Origin of the sequence: Epilithonimonas xixisoli (assembly GCF_004365655.1) — a bacterium.
Lineage (GTDB): Bacteria > Bacteroidota > Bacteroidia > Flavobacteriales > Weeksellaceae > Epilithonimonas > Epilithonimonas xixisoli.
The window spans coordinates 1,456,595-1,478,905 of record NZ_SOEO01000001.1 but is presented as its reverse complement, the minus strand read 5'-3'; the positions used below and the strand labels follow the sequence as shown (position 1 = coordinate 1,478,905).

Genomic DNA, 22,311 nt, shown 5'->3' with positions numbered 1-22,311 from the left:
AAAAGAAATAAAAATGAATCAACTGACAGTTACAACAGAAATTAACAAGCCTGTAAATGAAGTCTGGAACCACTTCAATCTACCAGAACATATTGTAAACTGGAACTTCGCACACGAGAGTTGGGAATGTCCATCTGCCAAAAACGATTTGAAGGTAGGCGGGAAGTTAGAAGTGCGAATGCAGGCCAAAGACGGAAGTTTCGGTTTCGATTTGGTAGGGATTTACGATGTAGTTGTAGAAAATAAATGGATTAAATACCATTTCGAAGACGGCAGAAACATCGAAGTAATCTTTGAAAAAATATCGGAAGACAAAACCAAAGTCACAGAAAACTTTGATCCGGAAAATATGAATCCACTGGATTTTCAGAAAGATGGCTGGCAAGCTATTTTAGATAATTTTAAAAACTACTCAGAAAGTCTTTAGGAAATTCAAAATATCACCTATCATTCATCATTTATAAATCAAAATTATGAACAACAACCTATTTCCCTGTTTTTGGTTCAATCAAAATGGAGCAGAAGCTGCCAAATTCTATACATCGGTATTTCGGAATTCTAAAATAACGCTGGACACACCAATGGTGATTGACATAGAGATTGAAGGTCAGAAATTGATGCTCCTGAATGCCGGCCCAATGTTTAAACCCAATGTTACATTATCGCTGATGGTGATGTGCGATTCTGCAGAAGAAGTGGAAAGCTATTATCAAAAATTATCAGAAAGCGGAAAGGTCATGATGGAATTGGATGCCTATCCTTGGAGCGAAAAATATGCTTGGGTAGAAGATCAATACGGGATTTCTTGGCAGCTGTACCTCGGGACAGAAAAAGCAAAACAGAAGTTTTCTCCCGTGATGATGTTTACCGGAAAAAACAATGGCAACTGCAAAGAAGCGTTGAAGTATTACACCAGTATTTTTCCAAACTCTGAAATAGAAGGTATCTTGGAATATGAGGAAGGTCAAGGCGATACGGCGGGAAACGTAGCACACGCTCAGTTTATCATCAATGATTATGTAATGATGGCGATGGACAGCTCGCAAAACCATAATGCAGATTTTACAGAAGGAACTTCTATGACCATTATGACAAAAGATCAGGAAGAAACTGATTATTACTGGAACCTGTTCACCAAAGAAGGCGCAGAAAGTATGTGCGGTTGGCTGAAGGACAAATATGGATTCAGCTGGCAGATTGTTCCTCACAGACTGATAGAACTCACCAATACACACGAAGTGGAAAAAGCCCAAAAAGCTTTTGCTGCCATGATGACAATGAAGAAAATCATCATCAAAGACATAGAAGACGCTTACAACTCATAAATCAAAATATTATGGAAACTTTCAAATATCAAATCGAGATTGATGCACCAGCAGAGAAAGTCTGGGACGTACTTTGGAACGAAAAGACATACCCGCAATGGACGTATTTCTTTAGCCCGGATTCCCAAATAGTAACGGATTGGCAAGTAGGTGGGAAAACGTATTTCACAGATTCCAGCAAGAAAAACGGAATGGTAAGTACGATAGATAAAATGGAGGAAAATAAATATATAATTTTCAAACATTTGGGAGAAATGACCGATGGGGTAGAAGACACCGAAAGCGAAAAGATAAAAGTCTGGAGCGGAAGCAAAGAAGCCTATTATCTCGAAGAAAGCAACGGAAAAGTTCTGCTAAAAGCCACAGTAGATTCCCATGAAAACTACAAAGAAATGTTTGATAACGGCTTCATGAAAGGATTGGAGATTGTTAAAAAACTTTCAGAAAGTTAATTTAAAAATAAAATTATGGATCAACCGAATTCTAAAAAACTGGACATTATCATTCCCGCATTCCGAGCCCATTCGCAAACGTTTATGATGGTTCTGGACGGTATTTCCGAAGAAGATGCAAAGAAAAGAATCGATGGGAAAACCAACCACATTATTTGGATGGTAGGCAACTTTCTGGATATGCGTTACGCCTTGGGGAATGTTCTTGGATTGGATGCGAAAAACCCGCACAGCGATTTGTTTTTCCAAGGGAAAGCTTTGGATGAGAGTTTCAGTTATCCAAGTTTGGAAGAACTAAAAGCGAATTTTCATCAGATTTCACCATTGGTTTATCAGAAATTGCTGGATGCAACAGACGAAGATCTAGACCAAGATTTTCCAATGGGAATGGGCGTTGATTTTTTCAAAGAAAACACTCTGAATTTTGTGGGAATGTGCATCAGCAGAGAAGATTACATCTCCGGACAGATTGCCTTGATGAGAAAGATTCTGGGCTACAACGCAATGAAATATGACTTCGATAAAGACCTAAAATACTAAATACTAATCACAAAATATTGACTTATGCCAAAATTAAATCCTTACCTCAATTTTGATGGTACAGCAGAAGAAGCTTTCACATTTTACCAATCTGTTTTCGGCGGAGAATTCGTGGGAGGCGTTATGAAAATGGGAAATGCGCCCGGAACCGAAAACTTCTCAGAAGAAGAAAAAAACAGAGTGATGCACATCGCATTGCCAATTGGGAAAGACCTTTTGATGGCGTCTGACACGATGCCTTCCATTGGCCAAACTCTCACGCAAGGAAACGGAAATTACATTTCGATCTTCCCGGAAAGCAGAGAAGAAGCCGACAGAATTTTCAATGCACTTTCTACAGACGGCGAAGTGGAAGCACCAATGGAAGACCAATTCTGGGGCGACTATTTCGGTAGTTTCAAAGATAAATTTGGAGTTTACTGGATGATTAATTTCAGTAAGGATTCCGGATATGAAGGATAAAGAATGAAAGCTTTGCGATTGTAAAGCTTTTTTGTTTAAATTAAATGATGTGTTGTTACATAATTCACTTTCCAAAGATTCTAAAAAAAAAAAGAGCCAAAATAAATTATGACTCTTGATTTTGTTTTATTCTTTGATGAATTTCTCGATCAATTCCTGATCACTGGTTTTTATCTTGAGGAAGTAATTTCCTTTAGCCAGTTGAGAAATATTAACGTTGTTTTTGGTTTCCGTTTTTATCAATCTTCCCAATACATCATAGATTTCTACAGATTGGATTGGTTTCTCAGTTGAGATATTGATGAAGTTCTTTGCTGGATTTGGATAGATTTTGATCTGCGTTTTCTTAAGGTCTGTAACACCAAGCGTTTGGTAAGTTTTGTAAAAATTGAGAATGCCGTAGCCCTGCTGATCGTCGTAGTTTGGATAGAGTGATGCGTCTTGCCTCAATTTGTCTTTCACCGCTTCACGAGAAATGCTCTTCGGCAACGATTGCAAAAGACACGCAACGCCACCCGCAGCTACAGGATTTGCCAAAGATGTCCCACTGGCTTGGGTCACTTGTCCACCGTAAACTGTAAAAGTTTCTGTCCCTCTCGCCACGCCATCAGGCTTTACAACGCCGTCTGCATTCGGTCCGTAGGATGAAAAAGAAGAACTGGTTCCTTGACTTGTAACGGCGCCAATCGTGAAAACCTTCTCATTGTCAGCTGGTGTGGCAACGTAATGCCAGCTATTGTTTCCGTCGTTTCCGGCAGCAAAAGTGACGAAGATTCCTTTCTCTGTCGCAATTTGTGCGCCTCGGGCGATGAAGGATGTCGTCCCATTCATATCTGCATAGGTGTAATCGTACCGGCTGTCGTCGAAAGTGTGATAGCCTAATGATGTTGAGATGAGATCCACGCCTTTTCTGTCGGCTTCTTCCGCCGCTTCTATCCAGTAGAGTTGTTCTTCGGGGATTTCGTTTCCAGCGTCTTCGGAAGCATAAAGATAAAAATCGGCATCTGGAGCAGTTCCTACAAATTGTCCATCCAAATAGCCACCAATCGCACCCAGGCAAACACTTCCATGGGAGTTCAGAGACGTATTGTAGATGTCGGAGGTTTTATTAATGAAATTATAACCGCCTTTGATTTGTCCGTTGTCCCGAAGTCTTTTGAAAGCATTTCCTGTATTCACACTAGGGAATCCGGTGTCGATCACAGCAATCGTCATTCCCGTACCTGTAAATCCCGCCACGTGAAGGGCGCGGACGTTGATTTGATTGGCTTGCGGCAGTCCGTAGCCATAGTTGAAATTGGTGAGTGCGGATTTGTTTCCGATTTCCTGCAGATCTTTGAACTTTTCAATTTTTTCGTTGCGTTTTCCGCCGTTTGGATTTCTCACGAAACTTTCCACGTGAACCACAAAGCTTTGTTGAGCTAAAGTTTGAATCTGAGTTGGAGTCGCATTCACCGCCACGCCATTCAGCCATTTGGAGTAATCGGTGACTGTAAATCCAAGGTTTTGAATATTAGTAATATAACTTTGTTCAATAGGCGCATCCTGATCCGAAAGTGCAATTCCAAGGTTGCTTCTCCTGTCCAAAGATTTTTGGCTAAGTTCCGATAATGGATTGGAATAGAATGCCGCTTTGCTGGGTTTGTCTTTGAAGTACACGAAAACTAATTCGGTTTGAGCCGTTGCTATCAAAGAAAAGCTAACCGACAAAATTGTAAAGATTTTTCTCACGTTTTGGTGATTTGGATTTTTTAAACTGATAAATAAATGTAAATTTACAAAATAATGTTTTTGCATTTGAAATCAGTCCGAAGAATTATTTTTATTAATATTCATAATGCTTTCAGATGCGTTTAATAATAAATATTTGATTATGAAGAAAATCCAAATGGTTGATTTACAAAGCCAATACTATAAAATTAAAAGTGAAGTTGACAATGCAGTTTTGAATGTGATGGATTCTGCGGCTTTTATAAATGGTCCGGAAGTCAAATCTTTCCAAGCAGATCTGGAAACATATTTGGATGTAAAACACGTGATTCCTTGTGCCAATGGAACAGACGCGCTCCAAATTGCGTTGATGGCTTTGGACCTGAAGGAAGGCGATGAGGTGATCACAGCAGATTTTACATTTGCTGCTACGGTGGAAGTGATTCATTTACTGAAACTGAAATCTGTTTTGGTAGATGTAGATTACGATACTTTTACCATTGATACAGAAGCAATCAAAAAAGCAATCACGCCAAGAACAAAGGCAATCATTCCGGTTCATATTTTTGGACAATGTGGCAATATGGAAGAAATTCTGAAAATTGCTAAAGAACATAATTTGTACGTTGTTGAAGATAATGCACAAGCAATTGGTTCAGATTTCATTTTTTCTGATGGAACTGAGAAAAAAGCCGGTACAATGGGAACCATCGGCACGACATCATTTTTTCCGTCTAAAAACTTAGGTTGCTACGGCGATGGAGGCGCTATTTTTACCAATGATGATGAACTTGCTCACAGATTGAGAGGCATCGTCAACCACGGAATGTACGAACGTTATTATCACGATGAGGTTGGTGTTAACTCCAGATTGGACAGCATTCAAGCGGCAGTTTTGAGAAAAAAACTTCCAAACCTTGATTCTTACAACGAAGCCAGAAGAAAAGCAGCGGATTATTATGACGAAGCTTTTGCCGGAAACGAAAATATCCTGACGCCAAAAAGAGCAGAAAATTCCACACACGTTTTTCATCAATACACATTGAGAATCACCAACGGAAAGCGCAACGAACTTCAGCAATATCTTACAGAGAAAGAAATTCCTGCGATGATCTATTATCCTGTGGCGCTTAGAAAACAGAAAGCTTATTATCAAGAAAGTAATCCTGCCGATTTTGTGAATACAGACAAATTATTAGATGAAGTAATTTCTCTGCCAATGCATACAGAATTGGACGAAGAACAGTTGAAGTATATTACGGATTCTGTCTTGGAGTTTTTTGGGAAATAAATGAAAAAAAAGATTTTTAGTAGTAAAACATTATATTTATTAAATGTTATATTTAATTTAATTCTTTTTATTATTACTGTTTTGAGTTTAAGCTATTTCATTTTTTCTAATGATGATCGCTTTTTCGATAGAAATCATTTAAGTGAATTATTATTGTATTGTGGATATTTTATTATCTATTTCTTTGCTTTAATTGTCTTATTGTTTAAACCAAAAAAATCTATACTTTTTCTTAATATTATTTATGTATTAGGTATTTTGTTGAATTTTTACGATTTCAACATTCATTATTTGAAATATGAAGGAAGTAATGGACAAATATTTTTCATTATTTTGATAAGTATATTTACACTAATTTTCACTTCATTAATTTATTTTAATACCAAAAATAAATTTAAAATAAGTTTCTACGAATTAAACGAAATAGGGAAACCTCAAGATTAAAATTATAACTAAAAACTATGTCCATACTCGTAACAGGCGGTCTCGGCTACATCGGTTCTCACACAGTTGTGGAATTGATCAATAATAATTTTGAAGTCATCATTGTTGATGATCTTTCAAATTCAGAAAAATTTATTCTTAATAATATAGAAGAAATCACTGGGAAACGCCCAATTTTCTATCCTTTCGATTTGACGAGGAAAGAATTGTTAACCCAGGTTTTTGAGGCTCATAACATCGAAGGTTGTATCAATTTTGCCGCTTTCAAAGCAGTGGGCGAGAGTATGGAGAAGCCTTTGGATTATTATGAGAACAATCTTTTTTCTTTGATTAATATCCTTCAGGAATTCAGAAAGAGAAACATTTCCAATTTTATTTTCAGTTCATCTTGCACCGTTTATGGTCAGGCCGACCAAATGCCAATTGACGAAAGCACACCTCTGAAAGAGGCAGAATCTTCCTATGGGAAAACCAAACAAATGGGCGAAGATATTTTAAAGGATTTCTCAAAAGCATATCAGAAGAGAGTTTCATTATTAAGATATTTCAATCCAATTGGTGCGCATCCATCGGCTTTGCTTGGAGAGTTGCCATCCGGAATTCCGAACAATCTTGTTCCTTACGTGACGCAAACTGCCGCGGGAATCCGAGAAAAACTGAACGTTTGGGGAGATGATTATCCAACCGAAGACGGAACTGCGATTCGCGATTATATCTATGTTTTGGATTTGGCAAAAGCGCACGTTGCAGCGCTTAAAAAACTTATAAATTCTGAAGAAGAAACCGTTCTGGATATTTACAATTTGGGAACAGGAAAAGGCTCGTCAGTTTTAGAAGTTGTAAAAGCTTTTGAGTTGGCAAATGATGTCAAAGTTCCTTATCAAATTTGCCCTAGGCGAGAAGGTGATATCACCATCGCTTATGCGAACGCAGACAAAGCTGAAAAAGAACTCGGTTGGAAATCCGAAACAACGCTGGAAGAAGCGCTCAGAACCACTTGGGAATGGCAAAAATACCTGAAAGAACGAACAAACTAATAGAAAAAATCCAATCAAAACTGATTGGATTTTTTATTAATTTTTCTTCTCCGCAAAACTGAAAATATTATGCAAGCTGATCTCAGAAAAACTCTTGGATTTAATTTTTGAAGCATTGATCATCGCTTTTGCTAGAACCGAAGTTGGCAACGGTTGTTGACTTTTGAAAAGCCCTAATTTGTTGATGAATTTTAATGCCTTTAACCCAAAAACTTCACCATTTCTATCGGTGTTTTTTCGCTCCAGCATTCCGGGTTTGAAGAAGGTTGTTTTCTCGAATTTCAGATTTTTGATGGCTTCTTCCAGTTCACCTTTCATTCGGGAATAGAAGATTTTAGAATTCGGATTTGCGCCGTAAGAGGAAACTAAAACAAAATCCTCCACCTGATTTTCTTTCGCCGCTATTGCAAAATTATATTGATAATCGTAATCAATTTTCCATTGATTGTCTTTGCTACCTGCTGTTTTCAGCGTCGTTCCGAGACACGCAAATGCAACGTCGCCCTTCACGAGGTGTTTCCATTCTTCCGGTTGGTCAAAATCTACAAGATGTGCTTTCACTTTTTCGTGGTGAAAATCCGAACGTCTTCTTACAAAAATATCGATTTGTTCATAGTCGGAATCCAAACAAAGTTGATCCACAAGGTCTTTTCCGGTAGCGCCAGTAGCGCCAATTATCAAAGCTTTCATTGTATTAAGTTTTGATAATAAAGTTAAGCAATATTTTCGGGATTGAACTTTTGTGGTTTTAAATTATTTAATTATAATAAATATCGAATTTTCCTTTTTTAAGATGGAATGTTACATATTCGCCTACCGTGTAATCTTTGTTAACTGAAAAGTTCTTTGTTTCTTTTAAAGATTTATCATATAAGCTAATAGTAGTTGATAATTTATAACTTTCAACTTTGGTAATATGACCATGAAATGAATATGTTTCATTTGATTTTCTTAAAATTGAATTAAATGAAACTAAAAAAATAAAACAAAAACAGATATTGATAAAAATGACTACGCCGATAAATGAAAAATAACCAATAATTCTCAGCAAAAATTTATTTTCTTTATTATCAAACCCAAATTTATAACAAATTACACCTACTAACGATGAAAATATTATTACGAAGGAGACAGAAATGTATTTATAAAATGCATTGTGCAGACTTTTTTCATCAATTATTTGAAAATAATATTTACAAATTAATGCTAAAATAGCAATTGAAAAAACATAGATTATAAATAAATTTTTCAAGCTAATTTGGACATATTTCATTGTGTGTTTTACAAGATTTGATTGAACAAATAACTATTTTCGTTTTTTATCAACTAATTCAACTGATTGCGATATTCCGCCCAGATGATTTTAAACCATTCTGTAAAATGCTCAGGATTTTCATTGATTTCCTTCTCAAGATTCGGGATAGAAACATAACGGATTTCTGAAACTTCTTCTGCATTCAAATCAAATTCTCCCGAGAAATTTCCCGTGAAAACATAATCTAATTCGTGTTCCCAAAGTCCGTCTCCAACGTCTGCTTTATAAATAAAATGGAACTTTTCCGTCAACTCACAATCGATTCCCAGTTCTTCTTTTGTGCGTCTTTTGGCTGCATCAAGATAAGATTCATTGAGTCTTGGATGTGAGCAACAAGCGTTGGTCCATTGGTTTGGCGAATGGTATTTTCCGCTTGCGCGTTTTTGCAAAAGCATTTCGCCCTGGTTATTGAACAGAAACACGGAAAATGCACGATGCAAAAGCCCATTTTCGTGAGCTTGCATTTTTTCCATTTGTCCCAAAACTTCGTCATTTGGATTTACCAAAACCACTTTTTCCATAATACAAAAATAAGGATTTTAAACTAATTTTTTAGCCGCAATATTCCTATTTTTATGGTGCTAAGTCGTTTTAATTTTTTTCTAAAATTAATTTTAAGGCTGATAAATTGTTTTTTGCTCGGCTGGCTTCAGGTGTTTTTCATAAGTTTGATATTTTTTCATATTCATAACTTTTTCAAAAATAACTTTTGGAATTTGATATCTAAACATTAGCAATATTTAATTGGTCATTTTTAAGATTATCAAGAAAATAGGAAGGCGTGAAACCTGTTTCTTTTTTGAAGGCAATTACAAAAACCTGAGACGACGTGTAGCCACATTCTTCCGCAAGATAGCTGATTTTATATTCTCTATATTTTGGTTCGTTGTAAAGTTTTTGGACAATGTAGTTGATTCTCAGACTGTTGATATAGCTGTTGAAATTTTGATTTCTGTGAGTCCTGATAATATCCGAAAGATATCTCGGATTGGTATTGATTTGATGAGACATAGAGGATAAACTGATCTCTTTTTTTAAGAATTTGTTAGAATCTTCAAAGGCATTCAGTTTTTTCAAAATTTTCCTTTCTGTATCGTTGGAGATTGCTACTTTTGGATTGACATTATTATTGTCTTGATATTCAGTCGGATTAATATCAATTGTTGTTACAGTTTCTTCAATGTCTTCAATAATGTCATTGATAATGTTGAAATTGGATTTTTGATTGTCTTTTTCCTTTTCCAGCTTTTCTATCAATGTCGAGTAGCTTTTTTTAATTTTCTGATTTCTTCTGTAAAAAGCAATCCAAATGACTAGAACCAAAATAAGAACTAAGGCGGATGCAATGAGAATGATGCTTTTCAAATCTCTGCTTTGATTCAATTTTGTAGTTTCTGCAGATTTTTTGATCGTGTCTCTGGATTCTTCTATGATGGATTTTTTATCAGCTCTGTTAATGCTGTCATTTAGGCTGGAGTAGAGTTCCAGATATTCGTTTTGTTTAGGAAGGTTGCTCAAAGATTCGTAGGAATCCTTAATTTCTTTATACAGGAGCAAACGCATTCTGGGATTGTTTTTGTGTTTTTCAATCTGTACTGCTTTTTCTAAAAATTCGATACTTTTTTTGAAATCTTTTTTTCTGCTGTAGAAAACTCCGACAGCTTTATATGTTTCGAGATCATTTGCTTCAAAATATTTGGGTGCAGTTTTAGAAAATTCTAGTACTTTCTGAAAGTATGGCTCCGCTTTGTCAAGATCTGCAGGTTGAACAATATAGGTGTACAGCATTCCCATATTGCTATATGCAGTCATTAGAAGCTTATAGTAATTGTCTTTTTGTAGATCGGTTAATCTTTCTGTTGGGGCGCTTTGTACAGCTTCAAGACTTTTTTGAAGGTAATGTGAGATGGAATCATGTTCATTACCTTCATACATTCCTGCAAAATTTGCATAGATGGTGCTTAGTTGCAGTTGCTTTTCAACATTATCCGTTATTTTTTGACTATAAGCAACGGATTTGTGTAGATTCTCTTTTGCCTCTTTGTATAAATCCAATCTTGCAGAGGCTTGTCCGCGGTAGAGATATATGGAACTCAGCGACTCATTGTTTTGTATCTCTTTTGCCAGCTTCTCTGCTTCATAACTGAATTTTAAAGAAAGAGTAGTGTTGCCACTTACGAGATAATGTTTTTGTAATTCCAGCAGTCCGGCTAAGGTTCCTTGTTTGTAATTTTTTTTCTTGGAGTAGAGGTATAGTTTTTTTATTTGGTTTACGTTATCAGAATTTTTGTTATAACTACTTAATACCGCTTTTTCATTTAGGTTTAGTTCTTGTGCGTCAGCAGATTGAGAGATTATAAAAAAACTCAAAAAAAAGAACAATCTTTTTTTATACATAAAGGTTTGATTTTCTTAGATATTTATAAGGGATCATCTACAGATTGATGAAAATATTCAATTGTGTTTTTTTGTTTAGATTAAATTTAGTTTTAGGGACTTAATTTAGTTTTTCAAAAGTAAAAATACCAATCCCTATTTGCGAATATAATGAAACATTTATTCGGATATTATTCTGTATGTATATTAATTTAAAATATTAATAATCAGTAGTCTTTATTTGTAAAATACTGATTTTAAAATAGGCTAAAATTATAGAATTTTGATTGCTGTTTTTCTGCATTTCTGCTATCATTTAATTGTCCTTTTTTCATTGTTCTCTTATTATTGCACGCAGAAAATATCACTTTTTGTAGTGCTATTTTAAAACACATAACAAATACAACACACTTACATGATGAATTTATACTCTCTTTCTGAAAGAGCAATTGATGCAATACTATAATCAATTGCCCATATCACATCCACATCTTGGCTTGTGATTGCTATGCGTTAGCTTATTTTTTCGAGAAATAATTATCTCTCTATTCCACCTCTTGTGACACAAATTAGATTGGCATTGAGAATAATAATCTAAACACACTTAATGATGAAATCTATTAAAAAAATCTTTCAAATTATGCTTTTGGTTACGGGCGTCCTGCAATATTCGCAGACAATATGTTCCAATAATCCACAAACTATTACATTCTTTGCTGACAATGCGTCAGATCGATTTAGGAATTTCCAAACGACCAATTTATCACCATTTATTACAGTTTCAAATATATCAGGCGGAACCTTTGTCAATTCCTACAATCAAACATTCTGCTCAATTAGAATGGGGGATGCTACTTTGTTCAGAAAAACAGGCATAGGAACGTCTTATAATGCAAGTGTATATTACAGTTATACTATAACAACGGCAACTAATTCTCCCATTTTATATCCAACTAGATTCTCAGCATCAATTGCAGCTTATGATGGCGTATTAAATACTCCTGCTACTGCTGTAGATAGACTAGCATATTACTTGCGAATTGCCATTATAGATAATTCAACAAATGTTGAGACAACATTAATCAATTCTACTCTGATCAACAATTTTAACGTAGATAGTACGCCCGATGGATACAAAATGCAACCGGGTAGAACTTATACGGTCAAGTATTATGCATGGAGAACGAGTGCTTCTTGTACTGATTTATATTTGGATAACCCCAGACTATTTCTAAGCCCTATACCAAATAGCACACCCAATGTTTGTATCTCTAATCTTTCTGGAACAGTAGGATCTGCTTTGACACCGAATGTCACGGGCTCTACACCTACTGGGTTAAGCTTGAGATGGTTACAGGGTGCAAATGATGTTACTGAAAATGCAATATCCAGCGGAACTTATACCCCATATTATTACAATTCGGGCTCCAACTGTTATATGCCAGCTGGCAATGACGTAACCGTTGAAAATAGCCCCACTTTCACGACTAACTTAACCGCAGGCACACAGACTGTATGCCAAAATGTTACACCAACCACTCTCTCTGTATCTGCAACTGGCGTAACTTATCAATGGTACTCTAATACAACCAACACTAACTCCGGAGGAACAGCCATTAGTGGTGCAACATCCTCAACTTATACTCCTCCTGCGTCCAATACACCAGGAACAACCTATTACTATGCAGTTATTACAAATTCATCTGGGTGCTCTACAGCTTCTAATGTTAGAGGAGTTACTGTCACACCGTCTCCTGTTATTACTGCGCAACCCACGACACCACAAAATGTCTGTGTAAATGGAACGTTTACTGCACTATCAGTTACTGCAACTAATGCTACGTCGTATCAATGGTATTATAGCACAGCCGCTTCTGGGGGAATCCTTATCACAGTTTCTGGAGCAACATCCAGTAGCTATACGCCTCCTACAGATTATCCATTTTCTACGAGATATTACTATGTGACAGTATCAAATTCTTGTGGTTCTGTAACTTCATCTCCAAGAGTGCCAATGACTGTCACTTCAGCGCCAAGCTTTCTGACATTAGGACCTCCATCACAGACTATAACGCTAAACAGTACGCCGTATGATCTTTCAATTACTGCTGGTGGCAATGGACCGCTTACGACTTACCAATGGTATAGTAATACTTCCAATAGCAATACAGGAGGGACACTGATTCCAGCAGCCAATACGGAAATATATACGCCACCAACTAATACTCTGGGTACAATGTATTATTATGTTGTTGTAGGGAACAGCACTGGATGTACTTCTACTTCTCCAACGGCCTTGGTTAACGTAGAAAACTGTTCTGCTGCAGATCCGGTTTCTGTTAATTTGAATACTCGATTTGATATTGGGACAGCGCCGTCAGGATCAGTTGCAGAGTGGCATACTTCTGCAACGCCATCTGCCTCTACTTTGATTAGTAGTGGGATAGTAATGGCAACCACCACGCCTACCAATTATTGGATATTCTACCGTAATACGGCAAGTAATTGCTATAGCCCGGGTACTAAAATAGTAGTGGTTTCTAATACTTGTTGCAACTATACAAGGATAGATCTTACAAGCCTTCCACAAGCTACGCCACCAGCAGGATCAGTGGTGGAGTGGTTTCCGGAAAATAATCCCGTAGGAAAAATATTAAATCCTAATGCAGTCGGTGAAGGGATATATTTTCCTTTCTTCTATGACTCGCTAAACAATTGCTATTCTCCTGCTGGTACACCAGTATTGGTAGCTATAGATTCTGAATGTTCCAGTGCTTGTTACAAGCCAGGAGCAACAACTGGAGGAGCTACTCTAGATACCAAAGTAGGGATTTCTTCTCTAGGAAGGGCTGGTGTAGAGCAAGGTGATAACTGGCCAATGGTAAGAAAAGGTGGACACATTGCTTTGGAATCCAAAACAAAAGCTTTTGTACCAAACCGTGTAGCATTCTCGGATGCTGATAACAATGTTTTGACACCTGATGTTCCAGTGGGAATTAGCGCAGCCAACTTTGTAGAAGGAATGATGGTTTATGATATCACGAATAAGTGTTTGAAGATTTACACTTTGAAAGATGGAGATACAGCTATGGCTTGGCATTGTTTCACCACTCCAGCTTGCCCGGATTAATCAAACAATAGATTAGTTAAAAGAAAATAAACCGCTTATTTTTTATTATTAAAATTACACACGATGAAATTTTTTAAAACATACATTTTATTCTTCATATTCCTGGTAACAGGATCTGTCTCGATTTCTGCACAGTGTACTGTGAATGCAGGTGCAAGTGGCACTATATGCGGAACCACTTATACGCTGGATGGAAGCGTAAGTGGTGACGCAGTAGGAAATCCTACGTGGAGTTTGGTGTCCAAACCTGCGGGTGCACCAGATCCTGTCATTAGTAATATCAATGCTTATAAGCCTAATGTTACCGGTTTGACCTATCCTGGGAATTACGTATTCCGTATTTCTCAGACTTGTAATACAGGTCCTACCAGTTCAGACGTGACCATTACAGCACCAGGAGATGCTTCTACTTTTACTGCAGGTGCAGATCAAACGACTACTCTTGCTACTGTAGGTACTGTCAACTTAACGGGTGTAGTTCCTGCGGGATATACAGCACAATGGAGTGCTTATAATATCTGGAGAAGAGAATATTTTGGAACTACTGTTAATACCAATGCGACATTTGGATCTCCTACTTCTGCTTCTACGAGTTTTACTCTTACAAAAAAAGCAGATCACAATGAGGATCCCGCATATGTGGTCACTTTAAGAATCACTTCAATTACTAATCCGAATTGTTATTATGAAGATACAGCTATTGTTCGTTTTATTCCTAATCCGCAGATAGTAGTACCAACTACCTATTCCAGATGTTGGAACAGTACAGAGCAGAAGTATCTTCCGTTTTCCAGTACGTCCCCTATATTTTCATCAACAACTAATGGTGCTGCTGGTAGTACAAATAATAACACTATCATAACTATGAATGTTATTAGCCAGCCATCTGGTGGCAATATCACTTATGGAAATTTTAATAATGGTAACATATGGCTTAATGGTGTAACTGTACCTGGTGATTATAGAATTACATTTACAATTACAAATGCAGCGGGAGGGACTTACACAACTCCTGTTATTACCTATACTTATCCTGGTCTTCTCCCGAGCTATCCTTTTTTTTCGGTAGCTTCTGAACCGAAGCAAATGACAACTTATTATGCCAGCAGTACTGGTGGAGAAGTTCAATGTAATATGGCAGGAAGCACAACGCCGATTACTTTCAGGTTCACTATCAATGCTGCGGATTCTCCAACACTTGTAACAACAGTAATACCAAATGGGATAATACCTCCAGGTGGAGCACCCAGTATTGTGACAGCAGGTAATGGAACAAGAGATAGAAGTGCAACTGTTACGCCTCCAGCAGGCGGATGGCGAGTCGGAACTTATAGATTTAATCTAGCGACAAGTACACCTTGTGGAACTCAACTTTCTCAGGAATATTATATTCATATATCTGATGGTGCGCGTCCTAATGTCAGTGTAAACAATATGGTTGTGTGTTATCCCGGGACTGGAGTCGTAACCGCAACTGTTCCTTTGCCCGCCGTTTATCAAGGTGTGGTTAACAGTAGTTATTTTCAAGATTTCCGTGGACGATACGATTTTACAGTGGTTTCAAAACCAGCAGGATCAGGTATCCCTACATTTGAGGCTGCCAATTTAAGAACACTTACCAGTACTTCTACAGTAATTGGTAATCTAACAACTCCGGGTGCTTATACATTCAATATAAAAGCAGTGCCTAATGCTGGAGGAGTAGGTCCATTTTTAGATAGAGAATATGCTTGTTCCGGAACATCGCTTGAAGGAACATTTACTATTACTGTATCGCCACAAGTCAATGCCAATGCAGGAAGTGATCAGAATGTAATCTGTAACACCGCGGTGACATTGGCAGGTAACAATCCTACACCGGGAACGGGTGCGTGGACAGTGGTATCAGCCCCTTCTGGAGCTACACCGGTATTTGCTAATGCTTCATTGTATAACACGACTGTTACTGGAATGACACTTCCAGGAACTTATACCCTAAGATGGACTATTACTACAGGAACTTGTACAGGTTATGATGATGTAGATGTTGTGATTGCAGCTTGTCCTACGATTTCAGGTACTGTTTTTAACGATATTAATGCCAATACAGTAATTGACAGTAGAGAATCAGGAATCTCCGCAGGAACAAGTTATGTTTATTTGGTAAACAGTAGTGGTGTCATTGTAAACAGTGTTGCAGTAGCGTCCAACGGAGCTTACAGCATCAATGTTGGGACTAACCAAAACTATACATTGCATCTTTCATCTAATGTTTATTCGATAGGGTCTAATATCTCAACAACACCTATCAATCACACCATCCCGGGATGGGTAACGACAGGAGAGAACAAGAATAACAACACAGGCTCCGGAGACGGAACACCAGATGGTATCATCTCTGCGACGGTAGTCACTTCCAGCTTGAGTAACTATAACTTTGGAGTGAGAGCTTGCCCTGCAGGAACCGAACCACCGGTTCTTAATTCAAAAACATCTTAGTAATTCAAAATACGCAAATATGCCAATTTTAAGTTTTGAATCGGAGTGACATACAACTTGTATTTGGGCGAAATCAAAAGGAATTTTAATAATAAATAAATTTTATAATATTATGCATCGTCTGTTTTCATTTAGCATCAAGAGAATTATTACGGCGATTGCTGTAATGACAAGTATGTTGAGCTATGCTCAGAATAGAATTAGTAATCCGGGATATGAGACCTATTCTCAAATTCCCGATAATTATTCCCAATTAAGCAGAGCTACAGGATGGATTAATCCAATGGGCTCATTTGCAGGAACTCCGGATTATTTTAACACCCAAGGGAGCTTCAACCTTTCGGATAAAATATTGCCAAGAAGTGGAACTGCTTATGCAGGGACATTCTTGGAAATGAAAGGAAGCTCTATCAATGCTACAGATTATAAAGAATATATGACAATGCCACTTTCCGGTACATTAACAGCTGGTGCGACTTATACTTTGTCTTTCTATGTGGCGCACTTGTTTGGTAGCCAACCAGCTAGGTTCAACCAGCCTGCAGGGATTACTTTTTATGACCTGCCAAGTGATGAGCAAGGTTATCTGGGTGCTGTATTTTCTACTGCCGCGCCAACATTAGCAAATACTGTTGGAAATACTTCACCTCGTTATACTTCCATTAGAAATGATTTTGGTGTCGGCAGGGTATTAATTCCTAATACCAATACAGATGTATATGGCGCAACATCTCGATATAATTGGGTAAAAGCAACGCTTCAATACACAGCAACCGGCACTGAGCAATTTGTTACCTTTGGACAACTAAGACCTGGTACTACGAGCTTAGCTAATAACCAAGCCGTTTATTATATCTATGATGATTTCTATCTAACAGTGCCAAGTGTACTTACCAAGAGTGTCTCTCCTTCCAGTATCAGACAAGGAGGTACTGCCACTTATACTTTTACATTGACCAATACCTCTACCGGTAACACAGCGCAAACAGGTTTGGCTTTTACAGATATTCTTCCTAGTGGTCTTCGTATCGCTGCAACGCCTAATGTTGTAGTATCGGGGCTTACAGGAGGATCGGTTGTAGCACCTGGAGGCGGAACGTCTATTATAGTATCCGGTTATAACCAGGCAGCTGGTTCTACAGCGACTATTACCGTGAATGTTACCAGTGCTCCTGGACAAGTGAACGCTAGCTGTGGCAGTAATCCGGCAGCGTTTACAAATACGGCAAGTAATATCTCAAACGCAAGTGCCAATATTTCCAATAATATAGGGAATGTATGTCTGGTGATTTTGCCTTGTGCGGCAGGTAGTACAGGTGCAGGTCCAGTAATTAACTAAAATAAAATTTAAAACACATACAATGAAAAATAGTTTATTAATCTTAATGTGCTTCACAGCAATAACTGCCAAATCACAGATTGCCATAGGCAAAACAACCATAACTAACACTTCAGTATCTCTGGAATTTACAGATGCTGAAAATAAGGGAATTATTTTGCCTTATGTTGAGGAAAAGTCTGGTATTACAGAAAACGGTTCTGTGATATTTGATAATACAGATCACAAAGTAAAATATCTAAAGGGTAATAATGATTGGTTTGATCTTTCAGTAGATATAACAGGTAAATCTGATATTGCCATTCAGCAAACCAAAACAGAACTTACAACCGCTAAAACCGGAATAGGAACAAATGGAGCAGATTCTACCAATGGAATTTTGGTATTGACAGATACCGACAAAGCGATGATCCTTCCAAGAGTGGCAAGTCCGCATCTTAATATCATTAATCCTGCTTCTGGAATGATGGTGTATGATACAACCAAAAAACAACTAGCAGTATATAACGGCACCGTTTGGTCTTTTTGGAAACCTTAATTTAACTAATTGATTATCAGTTGTTAACTAATTGATTAAGATTGGAATAATTTCTGAAAACATTCCATATGAATAAAAAATAAGCGTACGAAAATGGCTTTTAATGTGGATTATTGTATTTGATAATTATAAAAAAAAATACAATGTCAAATCAACACAATGTAAAAGGAAAAGTTGTCTTAATTGCCGGAGGTGGTAAAAACCTTGGCGGATTATTAAGCAGAGATTTTGCGGCAAAAGGTGCAAAATTAGCAATACATTACAACAGCGAAAGTTCACGTACAGAAAGTGAAAAAACTCTAGCTGAGGTTCAGGCTCGGGGAGCAGTGGATACGCCATTTTTCTACGGACAGGAAAGCGATGACGCGGTTGCCTATCACAAATCTGCGGCTGCTTTGGGCGGACTGACAGATATTAGAGATATTGCTCCTTTGGTGGAATTTCTTGTAACAGATGGTTGGTGGATCACAGGGCAAACTATTTTTGCTAATGGTGGTTATACCACAAGATAATCAACTTGAAACTAATGGATAATTGGCTTTAAGATCAATTATCTATTTTTCTTCTCTAAAAAACTCACACAGATGATATTAAGAATAATCAATTCCATACTGATTCTCACCGCTGTATTTATGGGAACTAAGCAAGGCTATGCCATGTTTTCCGGAAAGCAGGAGATGCTGGATATGTTCAGCAAATGGGGATTCAACAAGACTGCTTTGGCTGTAAATGGTGCCATTACCATCATCGCCGCAATAATGATTCTTTTTCCAAAGACCTTTGTTTGGGGAAATTTTCTAATGGCTGCGGGGATATTGCTAATCATTTGTTTCCATCTTTTGAATCGAGATTTGAAAGGAGTTTTGGTAGAATTACCTTTTCTAATGATTAATCTAGTCATCATTTACTTACAACATCCGCTTAAAAATGGAACTTCTTTATGAGAAAACTATTTTCCATTTTGATAAGCAGTTGTCTTTTCATATCAGCCTGTGCACAGAAAAAAGAAGAGAAGAAAATCATTAATCAAAAACATAAAACGATGAATTTGGATAAAATCACAAACAACAACGTAAGAAAAGCCATAGAAGCACTCGATTCTGGAGACAAAATCTGGTACTCTTACTTTACAGAAAATCCGACGATGACGGATGATGAGAACAAAATAGATTTCAAAAGTTTCTTTGCAACAGCTTTGGGAAAAGAAAAATTCCTGACCATCGATAAGGTGGAAAATGATGGAAAAGATATCTACGGAAACTTCAAAGCCGGAAATTGGGGAACATTCAGAGTTTTCTTTAAGTTTCATCAAAATACGGATGGGAAATTTGACCGTCTGGATATCGGCCAAGCTCATTAATCATCGCAGGAATCTGTTTCGAGAATATAATTGATCTCTTCTAATTTTTTGAAAGGTGTTATAAAAAATGTAAAATGGCAGTTGATTTTAAAGAAATACACATTGGCTCATTAATCAAACAAAGTGTTGCCGAAAATGGAGTAGAAGTACCGCGTATTTGTAATTTTTTCAAATGTTCGGAGGATGATTTAGACAGAATGTATAACTCAAAAAGTTTGGATGCAAATCTGCTTTTGCGCTGGAGCAAGCTGTTGGAATATGATTTTTTCCGAGTTTACTCGCAACATTTGATTCTATTTTCGCCGTCTTCTGCCAAGAAACCGAATGGTGGTTCTCCTTCGGCATTGCCCGTTTTTCGCAAAAATATTTACACAAAAGAGATTATAGATTTTGTTCTGGATTTGATTAAGAATAATGAAAAAACAGCAGTTCAAGTGATGTCGGATTACAGAATTCCAAAAACAACTTTATACAAATGGATGAAAAAATACAACATGTAGTTCCCGATTACAAAAGGATTTACACAGATATTATCAATAGAAAAAATCCCAGAATCAGAGAGAATTGCAGATCTTTGCTGGAGAAAACTGAGTTGACCGTTTTGGATATTTTGGAACTGAACAGGCGAATTTTTGGAACAAGCAGTAAGGAAAATGAAATGTCTAATCAGAAATTCCGGTCTTACAAAGAATCCGATATTTTACATATTTTGGAGTATCAGAAAACGCATCAATTAAACAATATTCAGGTAGCCAACCATTTCAAAACCAGCAGAAATACGATTGCTAAGTGGAGAAAGATTTTTACGAATGAGTTTGCTGTCATTAAAAATTAAAGTTGTTATTAGTATTTATTTTAAATTTAGTTGATCTAGAAAAGGACGAAATTGTGAAGATTTCGTCCTTTTAATTTTAATGCGTTGGGTTAGCTACCTATTTTTGATTTCCATTTTGTTCCTCCTTACTCAGATATTCAATAAACTTAGAAGGTGTCAAACCAGTTTGCTGTTTGAAAATACTGACGAATGAACTGTACGATGAAAAACCACATTCTTCTGAGAGATAAGCGATTTTGTAATTGAGATATTCCGGATTTGTTCTCAGTTTTTTAGTAATGTACGTGATTCGCAAGTCATTAATATAACCATTGAAATTGTTGTCCCGATATTTTTTGATGACTTTGGAAAGATAATTGACATTGGTTCCGAAAGTAGAAGCCAGTGAACCTAAAGTGATTTCCGAGGATAGAAATTGTTCTTTTCTCTCAAAGTTGTTGAGTTTTTTCATCAGTTCAAGTTCTTTTTCGTCAGAGATTTGGGAAACTTTGGCTGTTTCTTTTTCGCTGTTTCTAATTTCTAATTTTTCTTGAAGTTGCTTCTCGTATTTTTCTATCAGACTGATTTCGGTCGTTCTTTTAAGTTCTTTTATTTTTTTGTAACGCATTGAAAGTCTTATGGTGAAGAAAATAATGGCTAAAATGAGGATGACAAATCCAGATACAATTAAAGTGATTTGTTTTATTTTTTCGTTTTTTTCATTGGCAACAATATCGTTTGAAACCTGATTGACAGTAAGTTTTTTCAGATCGCGATTGTTTTTTGTAATCGCTAAGGCCATTTTGCTGTAATAGATATAGTTTTTTGTATCGCCCAATTTCTCGTACATCGTAGCCATATTGTTATAAACGATTTCTAACTTTTTAGGATTATGGGTTTTAATCAAAAGTGGCGCTACTTTTTTGTAATAGTAGATGGCGCTATCTTTTTTATCGATGGTGAAAAAGACATCCGCCATTCCAAATAGTGCTTCGATTTTTCTCATAGGATCGGCATTGATCTTGGAAAAGTCATAAGCTTTTCTGGCGTAATAGATTGCAGAATCCTTTTTGTTGACGTCTAAGTAAGAAATTGTAATATTCAAATATTGGGAAAACACAAAATGATCTCTTCTGTTTGCTTTTTTGATTTCTGAAAAGTAGCTCAGCGCCTTTTTGTCGGAGTACAATTGCTGTTTCATATTTTTTTTGAAACCTTCCAGAGTGGATTTGAATTGATAGATTTCGCCCATTGTCATATAAAATTCATCGCCTTCCAGATTGTATGCTAATCTTTCAGCTTCCTCTGCGGTTTCCTGGGATTTTTGGTAAAAACTTGCATAAACGTACACGTAGCATAGGCCAAGCATCGCCCGAATTTCGTAGTAATAATTCTTTTCCTCTTGTGCTATTTTTATAAGTTTATTAGAGTACTCGATGGTTTTTTTATCATTACCCATAAATCCATACTCGTAAATGATATTGTTTAGGGCATCCATTTTTCCTTTGCCATAGTTCAGTTTTTCAGCTTGTTTGTAGGCTTCCAGACCAATTTTTATAGCTTTTTTTTGATCAGATAAAACTTTGGTAGATTCGATCAGACTGTCAATTTGCTTTCGGGTATAGTTCTGCGCTTTCGTTTGGATTGCAAACGGGAGAAAGAGAAATAATATAAAATGGTTTAATTTCAAAGTGTAAAAA

General features: G+C 36.8%; 22 protein-coding genes. 16 read left to right on the top strand and 6 right to left on the bottom strand.

The window, feature by feature from the left end; translation table 11 throughout:
• Positions 1–13: 13 nt before the first annotated feature.
• Genes B0I22_RS06840 through B0I22_RS06820 form a run of 5 tightly spaced genes read left to right on the top strand, consistent with a single transcriptional unit; the run spans position 14 to position 2,779 of the window.
• On the top strand, positions 14–427 hold the full coding sequence (locus tag B0I22_RS06840; protein ID WP_133943884.1) for an SRPBCC domain-containing protein: 414 nt from the start codon (positions 14–16) through the stop codon (positions 425–427).
• 46 nt (positions 428–473) lie between these two features.
• Positions 474–1,325 (top strand): VOC family protein, encoded by an 852-nt coding sequence (locus B0I22_RS06835; protein WP_133943883.1) that lies wholly within the window; start codon positions 474–476, stop codon positions 1,323–1,325.
• Between the two features lie 11 nt (positions 1,326–1,336).
• Complete coding sequence (locus tag B0I22_RS06830) at positions 1,337–1,777, top strand: SRPBCC family protein (RefSeq protein WP_133943882.1); 441 nt, start codon at positions 1,337–1,339, stop codon at positions 1,775–1,777.
• A 15-nt stretch (positions 1,778–1,792) separates the two neighbouring features.
• The gene (locus B0I22_RS06825) at positions 1,793–2,317 is read left to right on the top strand and encodes a DinB family protein (protein ID WP_133943881.1); all 525 of its coding nucleotides are present in this window, start codon (positions 1,793–1,795) and stop codon (positions 2,315–2,317) included.
• Positions 2,318–2,341: 24 nt separating this feature from the next.
• Positions 2,342–2,779 carry a VOC family protein gene (locus B0I22_RS06820; protein ID WP_133943880.1) on the top strand — a complete coding sequence of 146 codons (438 nt, stop codon included), beginning with the start codon at positions 2,342–2,344 and terminating at the stop codon, positions 2,777–2,779.
• Positions 2,780–2,905: 126 nt separating this feature from the next.
• Here the strand turns inward: B0I22_RS06820 and B0I22_RS06815 are convergent, their stop codons facing one another.
• Positions 2,906–4,510: a S8/S53 family peptidase gene (locus B0I22_RS06815; protein WP_246022156.1), complete on the bottom strand. Its 1,605-nt coding sequence runs from the start codon at positions 4,508–4,510 to the stop codon at positions 2,906–2,908.
• A 142-nt stretch (positions 4,511–4,652) separates the two neighbouring features.
• Between B0I22_RS06815 and B0I22_RS06810 the strand changes: the two genes are divergently transcribed.
• Together B0I22_RS06810 and galE are read left to right on the top strand one after the other, a co-directional pair.
• Entirely contained in the window at positions 4,653–5,780 is a 1,128-nt protein-coding gene (locus B0I22_RS06810; RefSeq protein WP_133943878.1) for a DegT/DnrJ/EryC1/StrS family aminotransferase, read from the top strand.
• A 461-nt stretch (positions 5,781–6,241) separates the two neighbouring features.
• Positions 6,242–7,261, top strand: coding sequence for a UDP-glucose 4-epimerase GalE (galE, locus tag B0I22_RS06805; RefSeq protein WP_133943877.1), 1,020 nt, complete (start codon positions 6,242–6,244; stop codon positions 7,259–7,261).
• Between the two features lie 36 nt (positions 7,262–7,297).
• Here the strand turns inward: galE and B0I22_RS06800 are convergent, their stop codons facing one another.
• From B0I22_RS06800 to B0I22_RS16335, 4 genes are all read right to left on the bottom strand, one after another.
• Positions 7,298–7,951: an NAD(P)H-binding protein gene (locus tag B0I22_RS06800; protein ID WP_133943876.1), complete on the bottom strand. Its 654-nt coding sequence runs from the start codon at positions 7,949–7,951 to the stop codon at positions 7,298–7,300.
• A 67-nt stretch (positions 7,952–8,018) separates the two neighbouring features.
• The gene (locus B0I22_RS06795) at positions 8,019–8,534 is read right to left on the bottom strand and encodes a hypothetical protein (protein ID WP_133943875.1); all 516 of its coding nucleotides are present in this window, start codon (positions 8,532–8,534) and stop codon (positions 8,019–8,021) included.
• Positions 8,535–8,587: 53 nt separating this feature from the next.
• The gene (idi, locus tag B0I22_RS06790) at positions 8,588–9,100 is read right to left on the bottom strand and encodes an isopentenyl-diphosphate Delta-isomerase (RefSeq protein WP_133943874.1); all 513 of its coding nucleotides are present in this window, start codon (positions 9,098–9,100) and stop codon (positions 8,588–8,590) included.
• Between the two features lie 199 nt (positions 9,101–9,299).
• Positions 9,300–10,973, bottom strand: coding sequence for a helix-turn-helix domain-containing protein (locus tag B0I22_RS16335; RefSeq protein WP_246022155.1), 1,674 nt, complete (start codon positions 10,971–10,973; stop codon positions 9,300–9,302).
• Between the two features lie 820 nt (positions 10,974–11,793).
• Between B0I22_RS16335 and B0I22_RS06780 the strand changes: the two genes are divergently transcribed.
• The 9 genes from B0I22_RS06780 to B0I22_RS06740 all read left to right on the top strand — a co-directional run bounded on the left by B0I22_RS06780 (position 11,794) and on the right by B0I22_RS06740 (position 20,632).
• On the top strand, positions 11,794–14,082 hold the full coding sequence (locus B0I22_RS06780; RefSeq protein ID WP_133943873.1) for an Ig-like domain-containing protein: 2,289 nt from the start codon (positions 11,794–11,796) through the stop codon (positions 14,080–14,082).
• A 63-nt stretch (positions 14,083–14,145) separates the two neighbouring features.
• Positions 14,146–16,560 carry a hypothetical protein gene (locus B0I22_RS06775; protein ID WP_133943872.1) on the top strand — a complete coding sequence of 805 codons (2,415 nt, stop codon included), beginning with the start codon at positions 14,146–14,148 and terminating at the stop codon, positions 16,558–16,560.
• Between the two features lie 112 nt (positions 16,561–16,672).
• Positions 16,673–17,899: a DUF7933 domain-containing protein gene (locus tag B0I22_RS06770; RefSeq protein WP_133943871.1), complete on the top strand. Its 1,227-nt coding sequence runs from the start codon at positions 16,673–16,675 to the stop codon at positions 17,897–17,899.
• 22 nt (positions 17,900–17,921) lie between these two features.
• Complete coding sequence (locus tag B0I22_RS06765; protein WP_133943870.1) at positions 17,922–18,437, top strand: hypothetical protein; 516 nt, start codon at positions 17,922–17,924, stop codon at positions 18,435–18,437.
• Positions 18,438–18,580: 143 nt separating this feature from the next.
• Positions 18,581–18,949, top strand: a complete 369-nt coding sequence (locus tag B0I22_RS06760) for an SDR family oxidoreductase (protein WP_133943869.1) — start codon at positions 18,581–18,583, stop codon at positions 18,947–18,949.
• Positions 18,950–19,021: 72 nt separating this feature from the next.
• A complete protein-coding gene (locus B0I22_RS06755) occupies positions 19,022–19,381 on the top strand; it encodes a DoxX family protein (RefSeq protein WP_133943868.1) in 360 nt (119 codons plus the stop codon).
• The gene (locus tag B0I22_RS06750; RefSeq protein WP_133943867.1) at positions 19,378–19,797 is read left to right on the top strand and encodes a hypothetical protein; all 420 of its coding nucleotides are present in this window, start codon (positions 19,378–19,380) and stop codon (positions 19,795–19,797) included. The genes B0I22_RS06755 and B0I22_RS06750 overlap by 4 nt, the downstream gene beginning before the upstream one ends.
• Before the next feature lie 74 nt (positions 19,798–19,871).
• Positions 19,872–20,297, top strand: a complete 426-nt coding sequence (locus B0I22_RS06745; protein ID WP_133943866.1) for a MerR family transcriptional regulator — start codon at positions 19,872–19,874, stop codon at positions 20,295–20,297.
• On the top strand, positions 20,273–20,632 hold the full coding sequence (locus tag B0I22_RS06740; RefSeq protein WP_133943865.1) for a helix-turn-helix domain-containing protein: 360 nt from the start codon (positions 20,273–20,275) through the stop codon (positions 20,630–20,632). The genes B0I22_RS06745 and B0I22_RS06740 overlap by 25 nt, the downstream gene beginning before the upstream one ends.
• 97 nt (positions 20,633–20,729) lie before the next feature.
• Here the strand turns inward: B0I22_RS06740 and B0I22_RS06735 are convergent, their stop codons facing one another.
• Positions 20,730–22,301 carry a response regulator transcription factor gene (locus tag B0I22_RS06735; RefSeq protein WP_133943864.1) on the bottom strand — a complete coding sequence of 524 codons (1,572 nt, stop codon included), beginning with the start codon at positions 22,299–22,301 and terminating at the stop codon, positions 20,730–20,732.
• Positions 22,302–22,311 lie beyond the last annotated feature (10 nt).